The organism is Eubacteriales bacterium, assembly GCA_041390245.1.
In the GTDB taxonomy this organism is placed as follows: Bacteria; Bacillota; Clostridia; order Christensenellales; family JAWKQI01; genus JAWKQI01.
This window is the reverse complement of the sequence record JAWKQI010000003.1, coordinates 26,830-40,998: the sequence shown is the minus strand read 5'-3', so window position 1 is coordinate 40,998 and position 14,169 is coordinate 26,830. Positions and strand designations below refer to the sequence as shown.

General features: G+C 39.4%; 14 protein-coding genes and 1 riboswitch. Of the genes, 9 read left to right on the top strand and 5 right to left on the bottom strand.

The annotated features are described in order from the left end of the window. Window positions 1-21: 21 nt before the first annotated feature. The 4 genes from R2876_04525 to R2876_04510 are packed head-to-tail and all read right to left on the bottom strand — an operon-like array spanning window position 22 to window position 3,466. The gene (locus R2876_04525) at window positions 22-1,530 is read right to left on the bottom strand and encodes an NAD(P)H-hydrate dehydratase (GenBank protein ID MEZ4357879.1); all 1,509 of its coding nucleotides are present in this window, start codon (window positions 1,528-1,530) and stop codon (window positions 22-24) included. A 1-nt stretch (window position 1,531) separates the two neighbouring features. Next, the gene (gene acpS / locus R2876_04520) at window positions 1,532-1,900 is read right to left on the bottom strand and encodes a holo-ACP synthase (GenBank protein MEZ4357878.1); all 369 of its coding nucleotides are present in this window, start codon (window positions 1,898-1,900) and stop codon (window positions 1,532-1,534) included. Between the two features lie 10 nt (window positions 1,901-1,910). Continuing rightward, on the bottom strand, window positions 1,911-2,816 hold the full coding sequence (locus tag R2876_04515; GenBank protein ID MEZ4357877.1) for a P1 family peptidase: 906 nt from the start codon (window positions 2,814-2,816) through the stop codon (window positions 1,911-1,913). Between the two features lie 29 nt (window positions 2,817-2,845). Next, entirely contained in the window at window positions 2,846-3,466 is a 621-nt protein-coding gene (locus R2876_04510; protein ID MEZ4357876.1) for a RecX family transcriptional regulator, read from the bottom strand. Between the two features lie 171 nt (window positions 3,467-3,637). Between R2876_04510 and argC the strand changes: the two genes are divergently transcribed. The 7 genes from argC to R2876_04475 are packed head-to-tail and all read left to right on the top strand — an operon-like array spanning window position 3,638 to window position 11,932. Beyond that, window positions 3,638-4,657: an N-acetyl-gamma-glutamyl-phosphate reductase gene (gene argC / locus R2876_04505; protein ID MEZ4357875.1), complete on the top strand. Its 1,020-nt coding sequence runs from the start codon at window positions 3,638-3,640 to the stop codon at window positions 4,655-4,657. A 20-nt stretch (window positions 4,658-4,677) separates the two neighbouring features. After that, window positions 4,678-5,541 carry an acetylglutamate kinase gene (gene argB / locus R2876_04500; protein MEZ4357874.1) on the top strand — a complete coding sequence of 288 codons (864 nt, stop codon included), beginning with the start codon at window positions 4,678-4,680 and terminating at the stop codon, window positions 5,539-5,541. Between the two features lie 14 nt (window positions 5,542-5,555). Continuing rightward, entirely contained in the window at window positions 5,556-6,758 is a 1,203-nt protein-coding gene (locus R2876_04495; GenBank protein ID MEZ4357873.1) for an acetylornithine/succinylornithine family transaminase, read from the top strand. A 38-nt stretch (window positions 6,759-6,796) separates the two neighbouring features. Then, the gene (gene carB, locus R2876_04490; GenBank protein MEZ4357872.1) at window positions 6,797-9,997 is read left to right on the top strand and encodes a carbamoyl-phosphate synthase large subunit; all 3,201 of its coding nucleotides are present in this window, start codon (window positions 6,797-6,799) and stop codon (window positions 9,995-9,997) included. A gap of 21 nt (window positions 9,998-10,018) precedes the next feature. Continuing rightward, on the top strand, window positions 10,019-10,978 hold the full coding sequence (argF, locus tag R2876_04485; protein MEZ4357871.1) for an ornithine carbamoyltransferase: 960 nt from the start codon (window positions 10,019-10,021) through the stop codon (window positions 10,976-10,978). Between the two features lie 4 nt (window positions 10,979-10,982). Next, window positions 10,983-11,501 carry a GNAT family N-acetyltransferase gene (locus R2876_04480; protein ID MEZ4357870.1) on the top strand — a complete coding sequence of 173 codons (519 nt, stop codon included), beginning with the start codon at window positions 10,983-10,985 and terminating at the stop codon, window positions 11,499-11,501. A 17-nt stretch (window positions 11,502-11,518) separates the two neighbouring features. Further along, window positions 11,519-11,932 carry a PH domain-containing protein gene (locus tag R2876_04475; protein MEZ4357869.1) on the top strand — a complete coding sequence of 138 codons (414 nt, stop codon included), beginning with the start codon at window positions 11,519-11,521 and terminating at the stop codon, window positions 11,930-11,932. A gap of 11 nt (window positions 11,933-11,943) precedes the next feature. Here the strand turns inward: R2876_04475 and yfbR are convergent, their stop codons facing one another. After that, window positions 11,944-12,516: a 5'-deoxynucleotidase gene (gene yfbR, locus R2876_04470; protein MEZ4357868.1), complete on the bottom strand. Its 573-nt coding sequence runs from the start codon at window positions 12,514-12,516 to the stop codon at window positions 11,944-11,946. Between the two features lie 69 nt (window positions 12,517-12,585). Beyond that, window positions 12,586-12,686: riboswitch (TPP riboswitch) on the top strand. A gap of 88 nt (window positions 12,687-12,774) precedes the next feature. Between yfbR and thiT the strand changes: the two genes are divergently transcribed. Next, window positions 12,775-13,332 (top strand): energy-coupled thiamine transporter ThiT, encoded by a 558-nt coding sequence (gene thiT, locus R2876_04465; protein MEZ4357867.1) that lies wholly within the window; start codon window positions 12,775-12,777, stop codon window positions 13,330-13,332. A gap of 78 nt (window positions 13,333-13,410) precedes the next feature. Further along, a complete protein-coding gene (locus R2876_04460; GenBank protein MEZ4357866.1) occupies window positions 13,411-13,740 on the top strand; it encodes a hypothetical protein in 330 nt (109 codons plus the stop codon). The last annotated feature ends 429 nt before the right edge of the window (window positions 13,741-14,169 follow it).

The following is a 14,169-nucleotide window of genomic DNA, read 5'->3' as shown; positions in this document are numbered from 1 at the left end:
CCGGCCCCTTTTAATTTAAAATTACCTGGACATTTTTTTAATAATATAGGGTATGTTGTTTATGGTATCTTTAGGCGTCATACTGTATTCGCCTTTTTTCTCAGAGGCTGCCTCCCCTGCTTTTCCGCATATGTGTGCCCCCAACACTGCCGAAAAGTGTGCGCCAAACCCCTGGGACATAAGCCCAGCTATAACGCCTGTTAAAACGTCTCCACTACCGCCTTTGGCCATTCCCGGGGTTCCGGCTAATATAATAGAAGCCTTATCTTTGCTGGCCACCACAGTGCTCGCACCTTTTAAAAGAAGTGTAACGTTATAATCAAGTGCAAATTGCTTTGCCAAAAACAACGGGTTTTTGATTATCTCATCTACGCTCAATCCGGTCAAACGAGAAAACTCCTTAGGATGCGGCGTTAAAACGATTTCTCCGCAAGCGTTTTTTAATAAATCTGGATTATGAGACAATATGTTTATCGCATCTGCATCTAAAACTTTTTTCAGCGGAAGAGATAATATTTTTTTCAATAAAGGCAAGAGACCTTTATCATATCCCATTCCCGGGCCTATCGCAGCAGCTGCTTTCCCTTTTAAAAATTCTTCTATATCTCCGATACTTTTAATGGAATACTTTCCGCCGTCTCCACTTATTTCCTTAGTTACTGCACCCGGCAGAAGTTTTGCATATATGCCCTGCACCTCTTTAAGCGTTCCTAAGCATACGACACCCGCACCGGCGGCCATAGCAGACTTTGCGCTGAAAGCCGCGGCACCCGTAAAGCCCTTTGATCCGCCTAATATTGCTAAGTATCCATAGTCTCCTTTGTTAGTATTCTTTTCTCTTTTAGGAAGTTTAAGCTCGTCACCGCTACTAAAAAACACTTCTATGTCACTTTCAGTGTCTGCAAATGCACCGATATTGGCAACCGTTAGTTTGCCTGCCATCTCCCTTCCTGGGTAGATAAGCTGCCCGGGTTTTGGGTATACAAAAGTTACCGTTTCATCTGCCTTAACCGCGCATCCAAGCACCTGGCCTGTATCTGCAGCGACACCAGAAGGCATGTCCACTGATATCTTATATGAAGATAAGCTGTTTATATATTCTATAACTTCTTTATATATACCCCTTACCTCACGGGAAAGAGATATTCCAAATATGGCATCTACAATTATGTCTTCCTTATCTATATTAATACTACTTAGGTCCTCTTTTATTTTTACTTTTAAAAGCGTGCCCTTATTTTCAAAGTAGCGCATATTTACTTTAGTGTCGGAATTTATTTTTGTATCGTCTCCTATTAATGCACATTGTACCGAAATACTACTTGCAGTAAGCTGCCTTGCTGCAGCAAACCCGTCTCCGCCGTTCCCTCCCGGGCCGCATAGAAAAAAGACTTTTCCACCGCTGTAAGCTTTTAAAACAGCCTCCGTTACAGAAAATGCCGCGTTTTCCATGAGTATGTTTGAGGATACTCCTTCGTTTACGAGGCTTTCATCTATTTTCTTTACATCATTAGCTAAAATAACTTTCATATTATCCCTCTATAACTGCAACCGCCGCTGTACTGTCTTCTGTATTTGTTATGCTTATAATTAAATTTTTACCCTGCATATTTAAGAAAGCTTCCTTAGCATTTCCGTAAAGCACAGCATATGGCTGGCCGCTTGTTTTTCTTAAAACCTCTATTTCATTAAAGTGAGTTCTGCTCATGCCAAGTGCAAGCGCTTTTATTACCGCTTCCTTCGCCGCAAAATTAGATGCTGCAGTAAGAGCTAAGTCTGCCCTTGAATTAAATAGTTCTATCTCTTTTTCAGTATATACCCTCTTTAAAAACCCCTCTTTTAAAACCGCATCTCTCATACGTCTTACTTTAACCACATCAATTCCTAAACCTAAAACCATAATAAACCTCTTATTTTAAAACCGCGTTTTGAATAGCGCGCGCAGCGACTTCTGATGTTAATGTAAGTATAGTTGTAAAGTCGCCTTCTGCCTCTTCTGTCGCCATTGCAAAAACAGTATCCCCGTCAAACATTGTATGTGAAGGACGAACGCTCATCGCTATTCCGTCTTGTCCTACCCGTGCCATTTTGTTTGCCTGTTCTTTTGTTAACTTAGCATTAGTAGCAACGACTCCTATAACTGTATTAGTATTTATTATCTTATTAACACTGCTGTTGTCTATGATAGCATCTACGCAGTTTATAAAATCCCCGTTTTCATTAGTCGCACCGGACAAAATCTTTCCTGTCCTATGGTCTATAACATCTCCTACCGCATTAACCACGAATACCGCTGCCACTATAACTCCGTTTTTAAGTGTGATAGATGCACTTCCTATACCGCCGCGCCCCGGCTTCCCTGCCATTTTCCCTACTCTGGCACCCGTTCCGGCTCCTACAAGGCCAAACTCCGGGCTCTCTCCCGCTGCCTTGCATGCGGCTATGCCCGCCTCAATATCAGGGTATGCAAAACTGCCTTCTTCTAAATCATATATAACAGCACTGCCGACTATCGGGACAACCCCTGCGCCGGTCTTCATGCCTTTGCCCATATCTGCTAAATACCTCATAGCTCCGCATGCAGCCTCAAGGCCAAATGCACTGCCGCCTGAAAGCATTATTGCATTAGCATGAGTTACCAAATTACACGGGCGCATCAAATCAGTCTCCCTCGTGCCTGGTGCGCTTCCGCGTACATCCACGCCGCAGACCGCCCCATTTTCCGCAATTATTACGGTACACCCGGTTTTTGCTTCGTTATCAGTATAGTGCCCCAGTTTTATAGCCGAAATGTCGGTAATGCTTCCGCTGTACATAGATTTAGTTTCCTCCCTTATATATAAATTTAATATTCATCTTCGTCTAGAGACAATATTTTAGATATTGTACTTGAATCAAACCCTTTTGACAATAGGAAACGCCATATCTTGTCCCTTACCTTTCTATCGGTTACGTCTCCATACCTATTTTTAACAGCTTCGTATGCTTTAGACGCATTTTCTCTCTCAGTTGCATCACTAAATGATTTAATTGCCTCGTTTGCCGTTTGCTTATCAATGCCTTTTTCAAGCATCTTGTTAAATGCTGCCCTTTTAGAAACGCCTTTTTTAATCAATTCTTCTAAAAAACTTGTTGCATAATCGTTATCATCTATGTATTTATATTCTATCAGTTTATCTATCGCACTTTTAATGCCTTTTTTATCAATTCCCTTTTTATTAAGATAATCTACAACTTGCTTTTTCGTATGGGGCATATTAGAAATATATTTTATCGCAAGGTCAAACGCATATCTTCTAGCGTCCTCGATTATCGCTTCGTCAATTATGTCATCTAATATATCTTTTCCCTCTGAAATGTGGTATTTTAATATAAACTCCATGTTTAGCGAGCACTTATACCCTTCATCTGAATAAATATTAACTCTACCCTTTTTTTTACATGGTGTTATCTTTAAAATAAACATTTCCTTAAAATACCTCTTTTGGTTATTTTAAAACAATTCCTTAAAAAAGAAAACATTTTTTATAAAATACAGGCTTTTTTAAAAATATTTTATAAAAAAACTTAAATACACTATTGCATTTTTATTCATCTTTATGTATAATTATAAATAATTTGCTTTGGAGGGATTTTTATGATTAAGGCAAGTATTATAGGTGCAACAGGATATGCAGGGCTTGAACTTACACGGATATTGTCTTTACATCCGGAAGTTAAAATAGTCGGCGCTGTGTCTCGAATGGCCGCAGGAAAACACTTAAGCGAAGTCTATCCTAGTTTTAAAGGAAAAGATTTGGTTCTTTTAAGTGAGTTAAATGATTCAGATGATTCTGATGTCGTATTTACTGCTCTTCCGCACGGGGTATCTATGAATATCGTTCCCTCTCTTATTGCAAAAGGTAAAAAAGTCATAGACTTAAGTGCAGATTTCCGTTACGACGATGCGGATACGTATAAAAAGTGGTATCTAGAGCATAAATGCAAAGATTTATTAGAAGATGCCGTTTACGGGCTTTGTGAAATAAATAAAGACAAGATACGTACTGCCAAATTAATAGGCAACCCCGGGTGTTATACCACCTGCTCTATTCTTCCTCTGTATCCTCTTTTAAAAGAAGGCCTTATTTCAACGGATAATATAATAATAGATGCTAAATCCGGTACGTCCGGAGCAGGAAGAAAGGAATCGCTTGGCTTTTCATTCTGCGAGGTAAACGAAAACTTTAAGGCATACAGCGTAGCAGTGCATCGGCATACGTCTGAGATAGAGGAAAAACTTTCTTGGGCCGCTAATAAAAACATAGCGCTTTCCTTTACGCCGCATCTTTTACCGGTTAAACGCGGGATACTGGCAACTATTTATGCAAATATTGAAAATATATCTAGGAAAGACGTTTTAGATGCATATAAAATGTATTCGTCTGAGCCTTTCATAAATGTATATGAAAACGGCTTGCCGGAATTAAAACATGTAAATGGGTCTAACAACGTAAACATAGGTTTTGTTATAGATGAGCGGCTTAACCGATTGGTAATAGTCTCTTGCATAGATAACCTTATAAAGGGTGCGGCCGGGCAGGCTGTGCAGAATATGAACCTGATGTATGGTTTAGACGAAACTACAGGGCTATCCCCTGTCGCATGGTACTTATAAGAAATTCGGAGGTTAAAAATATGAACGAACGCATGCACGAATATATAGAAAAAGCAAATATCTTAGTAGAAGCCCTTCCTTATATCCAGCGGCTTTCTGGGAAGACAGTAGTTATCAAATACGGCGGTGCGGCAATGCTAAATGCTGAGCTTACGCAGAAGATAATAGAAGACATAACGCTGCTTAAATTTGTAGGCGTTAATCCAATAGTCGTTCACGGCGGCGGGAATGAGATAAACAAATATTTAAGCGAGCTTAATATTAAACCTAAGTTTTCAAACGGTCTTCGGATAACTGATGCACGCACTATGGAAGTAGTACAGATGACTCTTATCGGCAAGACAAATAAAGACTTGGTTTCTAAGTTAAATAAAACAGGGGCAAAAGCCATTGGCCTTTGCGGAATAGACGCAAATATAATAGTTGCTGAAAAACTAAATGATGAACTCGGCCAAGTCGGTAAAATTAAGTCTATAAACACTTCGCTTTTAAGCCTGCTTGCAAAAGACGAGTATATCCCTGTAATCGCTCCTATAGGTGTTGGCGAAAACGGAGAGAGCTTTAATATTAATGCAGACACAGTTGCCGGCGAAATTGCCGCTGCTATGCAAGCGGAGAAATTAATATTCTTAACGGATATAGACGGTATCCGAAAAGACGAAAAAGACCCGGAATCTTTGATATACGAAATATCCGTTTCAAAGATAAAAGAATATATGGAAAACGGTACTATAAACGGCGGGATGCTCCCGAAAGTAAAAGGGTGCATTAAGAGCGTCGAGCAGGGGGTCAACCGTACGCATATACTAAACGGTACTATACCTCACCCTATTATTTTAGAAATATTTACAAACTCCGGTATCGGTACCATGGTAACTAAATAACAGGAGACTTGAAAATGGATTTACAGGAAATAAAAAAAATAGATGCCGAACACTTCCTACCCGTCTTCGGTGAAAGGTTCGATCAAATTTTCACACATGGCGAAGGCGTATACCTTTATGACACAGACGGGAAAAAATATACGGATTTTTTAGCAGGAATAGCTGTAAACTGCCTTGGATATAACGATAAGGGGCTGGTTGATACCATAAGCACCCAGGCAAAAAAATTAATTCATATATCCAATTACTTTTACAACGAGACGCAAAGCCTGCTTACAAAGCTTTTATGTGAAAAGACAGGGCTAGACCGCGTCTTTTTATCAAATAGCGGTGCCGAAGCAAACGAAGGTGCCATAAAAATAGCTAAAAACTATTTCTTTAAAAAAGGCGAAGACCGGATACAGTTTATAGCCTTAAACGGAAGTTTTCACGGAAGGACGCTAGCAACCCTTGCGGCAACAGGGCAGCAAAAATTCCACGAGCCGTATACACCGCTTATAAAGGAATTTATTTACGTTTCGCCAAATGAAATTAAAGAGCTTAAAAGCGCTATTTCAAATAAGACCTGCGCACTTATATTAGAGTGCGTCCAGGGTGAAGGCGGCATAATACCGCTAGACAGCGAATATGTAAAAAAAGCCGAGGAGCTATGCCGCGAAAACGACGCTTTGCTCATCGTAGACGAAATACAGACTGGCATGGGGCGTACAGGGACTTTTTTAGCCTCGCAGCAATACAAAATAAAACCAGATATAGTGACGATAGCTAAAGCATTTGCCGGCGGGATACCTGCTGGTGCACTGTTAGCTACCGAAGAAGTCGGTTCCAAAATGGACCCGGGTAGCCATGGCTCTACCTTTGGTGGAAACCACATTGCCTGTGCGGCCGCTTACTACGTCGTTAAAACTATATTTGAAAAAGATTTGATTAAACGCAATGCCAAACTTGGAGCGTATTTCTTAAACCGCTTAAATGAGCTTACTAAAGAATTCGGCTTTGTACTAACTGCCCGCGGACTTGGGCTTATGCTCGGCCTTGTCCTTGATGAAAAAGTTATAACTGCCAAGAGCGTTCAAAAGGAGCTTTTAAACCGTGGTTTTATCGTCTGCTCGGCGGGGCAAAACACCGTAAGGTTCCTGCCTCCTTATATAATAGAGGAAAAGCATATAGACGCGCTTATAGAAGAATTAAAAAATATATTTGCTTTAGTTAAATAAAGCAGCTGATAGATTTTAAAATTTAAAGAAGGATAACTATGCCAAAACGTGAAGACATAAAAAAGATACTGGTCATAGGCTCCGGCCCAATAGTCATCGGGCAGGCAGCAGAGTTTGACTATTCCGGCACGCAGGCCTGCCGTGCTTTAAAGGAAGAGGGTTATGAAGTAACTCTTATAAATTCTAACCCAGCAACTATTATGACAGATAAGCATATGGCAGAACATGTGTATATAGAGCCGATAACTATTGAAAGTGTCTCTAGAATACTAAGGCGTGAACTCCCGCAAGGCTTAATAGCAACTTTAGGCGGGCAGACAGGGCTTAACATGGCAATGTCTCTTTCCAAAAGCGGCATTTTAGATGAGCTTAAAGTTGAGCTTTTGGGTACCTCTCTTGATTCTATCAAGCGTTCCGAAGACAGGCAGCTGTTTAGAGAGGCCATGAACTCGATAGGTGAAAACATCGCCTATTCTAAAACTGTAAACAGTTTAGACGAAGCTGTTTCATTTGCAGATGAATGCGGCTACCCCATAATAGTACGCCCCGCATATACGCTTGGCGGCACTGGCGGCGGCATTGCAAACAATGAAAGCGAATTAACAGAAATAACGGCACGCGGGCTGTCTTCAAGCATTATACACCAGGTACTGCTTGAGCAAAGCGTTGCAGGCTGGAAAGAGATAGAATACGAAGTTATAAGAGATGCTAAAGACAACTGTATAATAGTCTGCAACATGGAAAATATAGATCCGGTCGGCATACATACAGGAGACAGCATAGTCGTGGCACCATCTCAGACTCTCTCTGATAAAGACCATCAAATGCTTCGCTCCGCATCTTTAAAGATAATACGCTCGCTTAAAATAGAAGGCGGCTGCAACATACAGTTCGCCCTTAACCCGAAAAGCTTTGAGTACGTAGTTATAGAAGTTAACCCAAGGGTTTCGCGTTCTTCTGCACTTGCATCAAAGGCTACCGGCTACCCGATAGCGCGCGTAGCTACAAAGATAGCCGTTGGTTATTCACTGGATGAAATAAAAAACAGCGTTACAGGAGAAACCTTTGCCTGCTTTGAGCCTACGCTAGATTATGTAGTTACAAAAGTGCCGCGCTGGCCGTTTGATAAATTTGCAACTGCAAACAGGATACTCGGGACGCAGATGAAAGCAACCGGAGAAGTTATGGCCATCGGCCGGAATTTTGAAGAATCTTTGCTAAAGGCAATAGACAGTTTAGATATTAAACTAGACTATCACATAGGCATGGAATCCATTGCTTCGTATTCTGACAAGCAGCTTTTATCTTCTCTGTCAAATGCAGACGATGAACGCATCTTCGCCGTATCCGAAGCCCTTTCAAGGGGATATTCTACTAACGAGATAAACGAGATAACCAAGATAGACCTGTTTTTTGCAAGCAAACTGTTACATATAGTAAACATAAGCAAAAAGCTTAAAATTGCCGGTGAAAAAGGTTTAAATATAAATTTACTAAAAGAAGCAAAAAAGTTTGGTTTTGGAGACTCTTATATAGCAAAGCTTACTGGTACAAGCGAGAATAATGTAAAGAAATTAAGGAATCAAGCTTCTTTACTTCCTACATACAAGATGGTAGATACCTGCGCAGGTGAGTTTGATGCTAAAACTCCTTATTACTATTCATGTTACGACAGTATAGACGAATCACGCCGCTCTGCCAGGAAAAAGGTCATAGTTATAGGTTCCGGGCCTATACGTATAGGCCAGGGAATAGAGTTTGACTATTGCTCCGTTAAATCCGTTAAGGCAATAAAAGACGCCGGATTTGAAAGCATAATCATAAACTCAAACCCGGAAACGGTCTCCACTGATTTTGATACAGCAGATAAGCTTTATTTTGAGCCTCTTACAAAGGAATGCGTTTTAGACGTTATAGAACATGAACGCCCTGAAGGTATAATAGTCCAGTTTGGCGGGCAGACAGCTATCAATCTTGCAAAACCGCTTTGCGATGCAGGCGTGCAAATACTTGGAAGTTCCGTAGACAGCATAGACCGCGCAGAAGACAGAGACAGGTTTATAGAAGTGCTTAAAAAACTCTCTATCCCCCTTCCGCCCGGCGGCAGCGCATTTAATTATAAAGAGGCAAAAGTCATTGCAAAAGATATAGGATATCCAGTGCTAATTCGCCCAAGTTACGTTCTTGGCGGCCGTGCTATGGAAATAGTCTATAACGATAAAGAATTAAAAGAATACATGCTGTTAACGGCAGAGGTGTCTAAAACGCACCCAGTTTTGATAGACAAATATATAACCGGCAAAGAAATAGAGCTAGATGCTATCTGCGATGGCAAAAACGTGCTTATAGCCGGTATAATGGAGCATATAGAACGCGCCGGCGTTCATTCCGGAGATTCTTTTGCCGTTTACCCTACGCAGACTATTTCTAAGAATGTTAAAGATTTAGTCGTAAATTACGGAATAAAAATAGGTAGGGAGCTTGATATAAGAGGGCTTTTCAACATACAGTTCGTCATGGACAAAGATGAAAACCTTTTTGTCATAGAAGTAAACCCTCGTGCCAGCAGAACAGTCCCGGTTTTAAGCAAGGTGACTGGCCTTAATATGGTTGACGTAGCTACTAAAGTAATGCTTGGCATTTCTCTTGACTCACAGGGATATGAAAGCGGCCTTAATAAAGAACCAGCTTTGGTCACAGTAAAGGCGCCTGTATTCTCGTTTTCGAAGATGACTACTGTCGATATATTCTTAGGCCCTGAAATGAAATCGACAGGCGAAGTTATGGGAACGGATAGAACTTATTCAGCAGCATTAAAAAAGGCTTTTATAGCTTCTGGCATATCGTTTCCTGAAAAGAACGACAGCATTTTATTCTCTGTTAGCGACAGAGATAAAGAGGAAGCTTCAAGTATAGCTTTAACTATGAGCAGCCTTGGGTTTAAAATACTTGCCACAAACAAGACGTATGAGTACTTTGCAAAACTAAATATACCGTGTAAACTTATAGATAAAGACAATTTAATAAAAACTATAAAGGACGGCAAAGTATCGCTCATAGTAAACACGCCTACAAAAGGCAAGGTAAAAAGCCGCCTCGGGTTTGCGCTTAGGCGGACGGCCATGGAATTTAACATAAACTGCATAACTTCCATGGATACAATAGAGGCAATGACAAACGTTTTAAAACACGGAGAAATTAAAACTGCCATAATACCATTGGATGAATATACAAACTGAGTATAATGAAAGGAAAAAGATATGGATTTATTAAACTACCAGCCAAAAGAGGCATTTGCCAAGCGCCACATGCTGACTTTAGGAGAATATACACAGGATGAAGTATTTCAGATATTGTCTTTAGCGCTTAAATTAAAAGAAGATGTTAAAGCAAAGCGGCCGCATCCTCTGCTTGCAGGGAAAACACTTGCAATGATATTTACAAAAAGCTCTACCCGTACGCGCGTCTCTTTCGAAACGGGCATGTTCCAATTAGGCGGCAATGCACTCTTCTTAAGCGACAGGGACATACAGCTGCATCGCGGCGAGACCATTTCCGATACCGCTAAAGTCTTGTCCCGTATGGTAGACGGCATAATGATAAGGACTTTTGCACAACAAGATGTAGTAGACTTGGCCCGATACGGGAGTATTCCCGTTATAAACGGATTAACAGACGATTTCCACCCCTGCCAGGTCTTAGCAGACTTAATGACAGTGTACGAAAACAAAGGCAGTTTTGAAAATAAAAAAATGGCTTTCATCGGAGATGGAAACAACGTTGCCAATTCGCTTATGATCGGTTGTGCATTAGTCGGCATGGATATACATGTCGCCTCTCCGAAAAACATGCTGCCAAAAGAAAGTGTAGTTTCAACTGCTAAAAATATAGCAGCTACTACCGGCTCAACTGTTTATATTTCAAGCGACCCGATAAGTGCAGCTATAGATGCCGATGTAGTTTATACAGATGTTTGGGCAAGTATGGGCCAAGAAGAAGATGCTATAGAAAAATATAAATCCTTTAAAGGTTTTACAGTAGATAAAAAACTAATTGGCCATGCAAAAAAAGACGCTATATTTTTACACTGCCTGCCGGCACACAGGGGTGAAGAAGTTACCTCAGATGTTATAGACGGTAAGTGGAGCGCAGTGTTCGATGAAGCGGAAAACAGGCTTCATGCGCAAAAAGCTCTTATGGTTCTTTTAATGAAAGGGTGAAAATATGGAAACAATAGAATTTAGGAAGGCTCACGAAAAGGATATAGACGATATATTAAAAGTCGTTAAAAAATCCTTTATCGAGTATGCAAAGGCAATAAATAAAGAAGATAAGGTAGAAGCATTAAAGGAAACGCGTGAAGATATATTAAAAGACCTTAAAAAAAAGCACGTTTATATCTGCAAGGTGGATGGTGACACAGTCGGCACTGTACGGTTTGAGATACTGCCTGAAGGTATTGCATATCTAAGCCGTTTAGCAGTAGATCCAGATATCCAAAACCTTGGTATAGGCGGGCTCCTGCTTGAAAAAGTACGCCGTGAGTGCATAGATATGGATTTAAATGCGATTTTGCTTTTTACCGCAAGCAAGATGCGCTCGTCTGTGGCTTTTTATCTTAAAAACGGTTATTATATACATAATATCACTAAAAACAGGAGCTATATAAGGGCGCTTTTAGTAAACGAACTAAAACCTATGGACGAGATGTTTGATTATGAAGCAATAGTTGCCGATAAATAATACCTAAGGAGTTTAAAATGAAGTTTAAATCCAAAATTGATTTTTTCTTTTATGTTTTAACTATAGTGATAACTGCTGGAACAGCTGTCTTTTTCTATGGATATTTTAAAGGAAACTCCCTCCTTTTATATGCAGGTATCTTATTTGGGGCTTTTGACCTTATATTTTTAATACCAACTGTATTTAATACTTATTATTTGATAAAAGACGATTATCTTATAGTAAAAAGCTGTGCATTCGTAAGCAGAAAAATACCAATAAAGGATATAATATCGGTAGAAGCGACAAAAGACCCGTCTTCTGCCCCGGCTATCTCAATGAACAGGCTTAAAATAGAATATAAGCAGGATGAATACCAGATAGTTTTAATAATTTCTCCTAAAGAAAAACAAAAATTTATAGATGAACTTAAAAAAAAGATGAAAGAATGACTTTCATCTTTTTAATTTAATTCGTCTAATGTAAGGCAAAAACTTTCTAAAAATGTATTTATAAAATACTCAACTTCTTTTCTATCCATCTTTGTCAAATCTTCCTCTATCTTTAGCTTGGCTTTTAAAAACTCGTTATTTCCAGACTTTAGCTCTTCTAGGCACTTTAAGTATGCACAAAGTTTATCTGCTGCTTTAACCAACTTATATTCTTCACTGCTTTCATTAAAGAAAAGCGGTTCGTAATCTTTTCTCAGCTCTTTTGGAATCATATTAAATATTTTATCTGTTGCAAGTTTTTCGATATCCTTATAAGCCTTATTTATCTCCGGATTGAAATACTTGATTGGGGTAACTAAATCTCCCGTTATTATTTCGCCCGCCTCATGATACATCGCTATACCCATAGCCAACATCGGATCGACGTTCCCACCGTAAAGCCTGTTTTTAATAACTGCAAGCGCATGTGCTATCATGGCTGCCTGAAGTGAGTGCTCCTGTATGTTCTCATCGCGTGTGTTACGCATTATTCCCCAGCGGCGTATATACTTCATCTTGGACAGAAAAGCAAAGAAATGGCTCATAAAACCCCTCCCCTCTTATTGACAATTGTTATTTTATCATTTATATTTGAATTGTTCAAACAATTAATTTAGAACCGCTGGGGGGGCCTTAACGGCTGAGATTTATTCCATAAACCACCCTTAGAACCTGTTATGTTAACACATGCGAAGGGAAGCGGTACGAAAAATCATTAAAGCACGTTTTTTTGTACTATCTTCCCCGTGTCTATTGACACGGGTTTTTCTATGCGGTTAATTTACTGCAAAGGAGAAAAAAATATGTCTACAACTAAAACAACAAAACCTACGAATATCCGCCTCATTACAGAAGGCGCGATAATGATTGCTCTGGCCCTTATCTTAAGTTATATCCAAATTGGCTTTTTACAATATGGCGGATCAATAGACTTTGTCATGATCCCGCTTATATTCTACGCTATACGCTGGGGTTTACTCCCGGGGGTTATTGCAGGAGTCGCGTTTGGAACTCTTAACTTTATTTTTGCAAACGGATTTGCCCTAAACTGGGTCTCTTTATTACTCGACTATTCCGTGGCCTATGGAGCTGTCGGCCTTGCCGGACTTTTCAGAGGCAAAAAATGGGGAGGCATTTACGGCTCTTTAGTCGGCGGTACTGCACGCTTTATAGTCCACTACATAAGCGGCATAACTGTATACGCCATGTATGCCCCGGAAGGCCAAAGCCCTATGCTATATTCCTTCCTTTACAATATTTCCTACATGCTGCCAAATATCATTATAGCAGTTGTTGTTTTCCTTCTACTTGAAAAACCTATGGGTAAATATTTGACTGGAAAAGATTTAAAATTAAGTTAAAATATATTAGATATAAAAATGTTTGAACGGATAAAACCTCTTTGTTTTGGATAACTTAAATTACAAAGGGGTTTTTTTATGGTAAAAAATAAAAAACTAAAAAAATTTTTTTTATCTATAGATAAGATAGATAAAAAAATAATAAGCCTTTTAGAACAGCGTATGCATTTAACTCAGCGGTCTGCCCTTTTAAAGTGGCGGCTTGGTAAGCAAGTTCCGGAAGAATACTACTTTTATAATCTCGTAGACAAGGCAACTTGTTTTGCCAAAGACGGCGGTCTGATTGAGTTTGATGAAGCCCTTCTTCATTTTATAAACTTTACGGCAAAAAAGTATGAAAAACGCATAATTCAAAAGGCACAAAGAGAATATCGTTTACGGCGCAGAAAAAAACGCCGTGGTTTTTAAAAAATATTTATTTTTCGCCTTAAAGCAGCGAATTACTATAATAAGTTAACTTTGTAAAAACAAATCCATATTGACAATTAGATAGATATGCAATATAATTATGCGTACTGGCGAAAAGAGCCTTACTAGTTTATTGATAATAAACTAAGCAAAGAATATTTTGACCATTTCTATCTCTAAAATAAGTGTATAGAAATATATGGCCATACGGACAGCCGGGTCAAATGCCGATTTTGGCAACTTTCGTTGCCTTATTGATTGGGTTTTAATAAAACTCAAATTTTATAAGTTGGTTACTTTAAACCAATGTGTCTAAAATGCACATAACACTTGTGAAACGATCAATAAGAGTAGTAAAAGTAAATTCTTGCTATATAGACTCTGACCTCTACACTGTGAATAAATAATATCGGATAAACGGTATAAATA

What these genes read in the sequence shown, in the direction of transcription:
- acpS (MEZ4357878.1), bottom strand. Translation starts at nt 1,900, where the DNA reads ATGGTTTTAGGTTTAGGAATTGATGTGGTTAAAGTAAGACGTATGAGA.
- argC (MEZ4357875.1), top strand. Translation starts at nt 3,638, where the DNA reads ATGATTAAGGCAAGTATTATAGGTGCAACAGGATATGCAGGGCTTGAA.
- carB (MEZ4357872.1), top strand. Translation starts at nt 6,797, where the DNA reads ATGCCAAAACGTGAAGACATAAAAAAGATACTGGTCATAGGCTCCGGC.
- R2876_04475 (MEZ4357869.1), top strand. Translation starts at nt 11,519, where the DNA reads ATGAAGTTTAAATCCAAAATTGATTTTTTCTTTTATGTTTTAACTATA.
- argB (MEZ4357874.1), top strand. Translation starts at nt 4,678, where the DNA reads ATGAACGAACGCATGCACGAATATATAGAAAAAGCAAATATCTTAGTA.
- R2876_04525 (MEZ4357879.1), bottom strand. Translation starts at nt 1,530, where the DNA reads ATGAAAGTTATTTTAGCTAATGATGTAAAGAAAATAGATGAAAGCCTC.
- R2876_04510 (MEZ4357876.1), bottom strand. Translation starts at nt 3,466, where the DNA reads ATGTTTATTTTAAAGATAACACCATGTAAAAAAAAGGGTAGAGTTAAT.
- argF (MEZ4357871.1), top strand. Translation starts at nt 10,019, where the DNA reads ATGGATTTATTAAACTACCAGCCAAAAGAGGCATTTGCCAAGCGCCAC.
- R2876_04515 (MEZ4357877.1), bottom strand. Translation starts at nt 2,816, where the DNA reads ATGTACAGCGGAAGCATTACCGACATTTCGGCTATAAAACTGGGGCAC.
- R2876_04480 (MEZ4357870.1), top strand. Translation starts at nt 10,983, where the DNA reads ATGGAAACAATAGAATTTAGGAAGGCTCACGAAAAGGATATAGACGAT.
- R2876_04495 (MEZ4357873.1), top strand. Translation starts at nt 5,556, where the DNA reads ATGGATTTACAGGAAATAAAAAAAATAGATGCCGAACACTTCCTACCC.
- yfbR (MEZ4357868.1), bottom strand. Translation starts at nt 12,516, where the DNA reads ATGAGCCATTTCTTTGCTTTTCTGTCCAAGATGAAGTATATACGCCGC.
- R2876_04460 (MEZ4357866.1), top strand. Translation starts at nt 13,411, where the DNA reads ATGGTAAAAAATAAAAAACTAAAAAAATTTTTTTTATCTATAGATAAG.
- thiT (MEZ4357867.1), top strand. Translation starts at nt 12,775, where the DNA reads ATGTCTACAACTAAAACAACAAAACCTACGAATATCCGCCTCATTACA.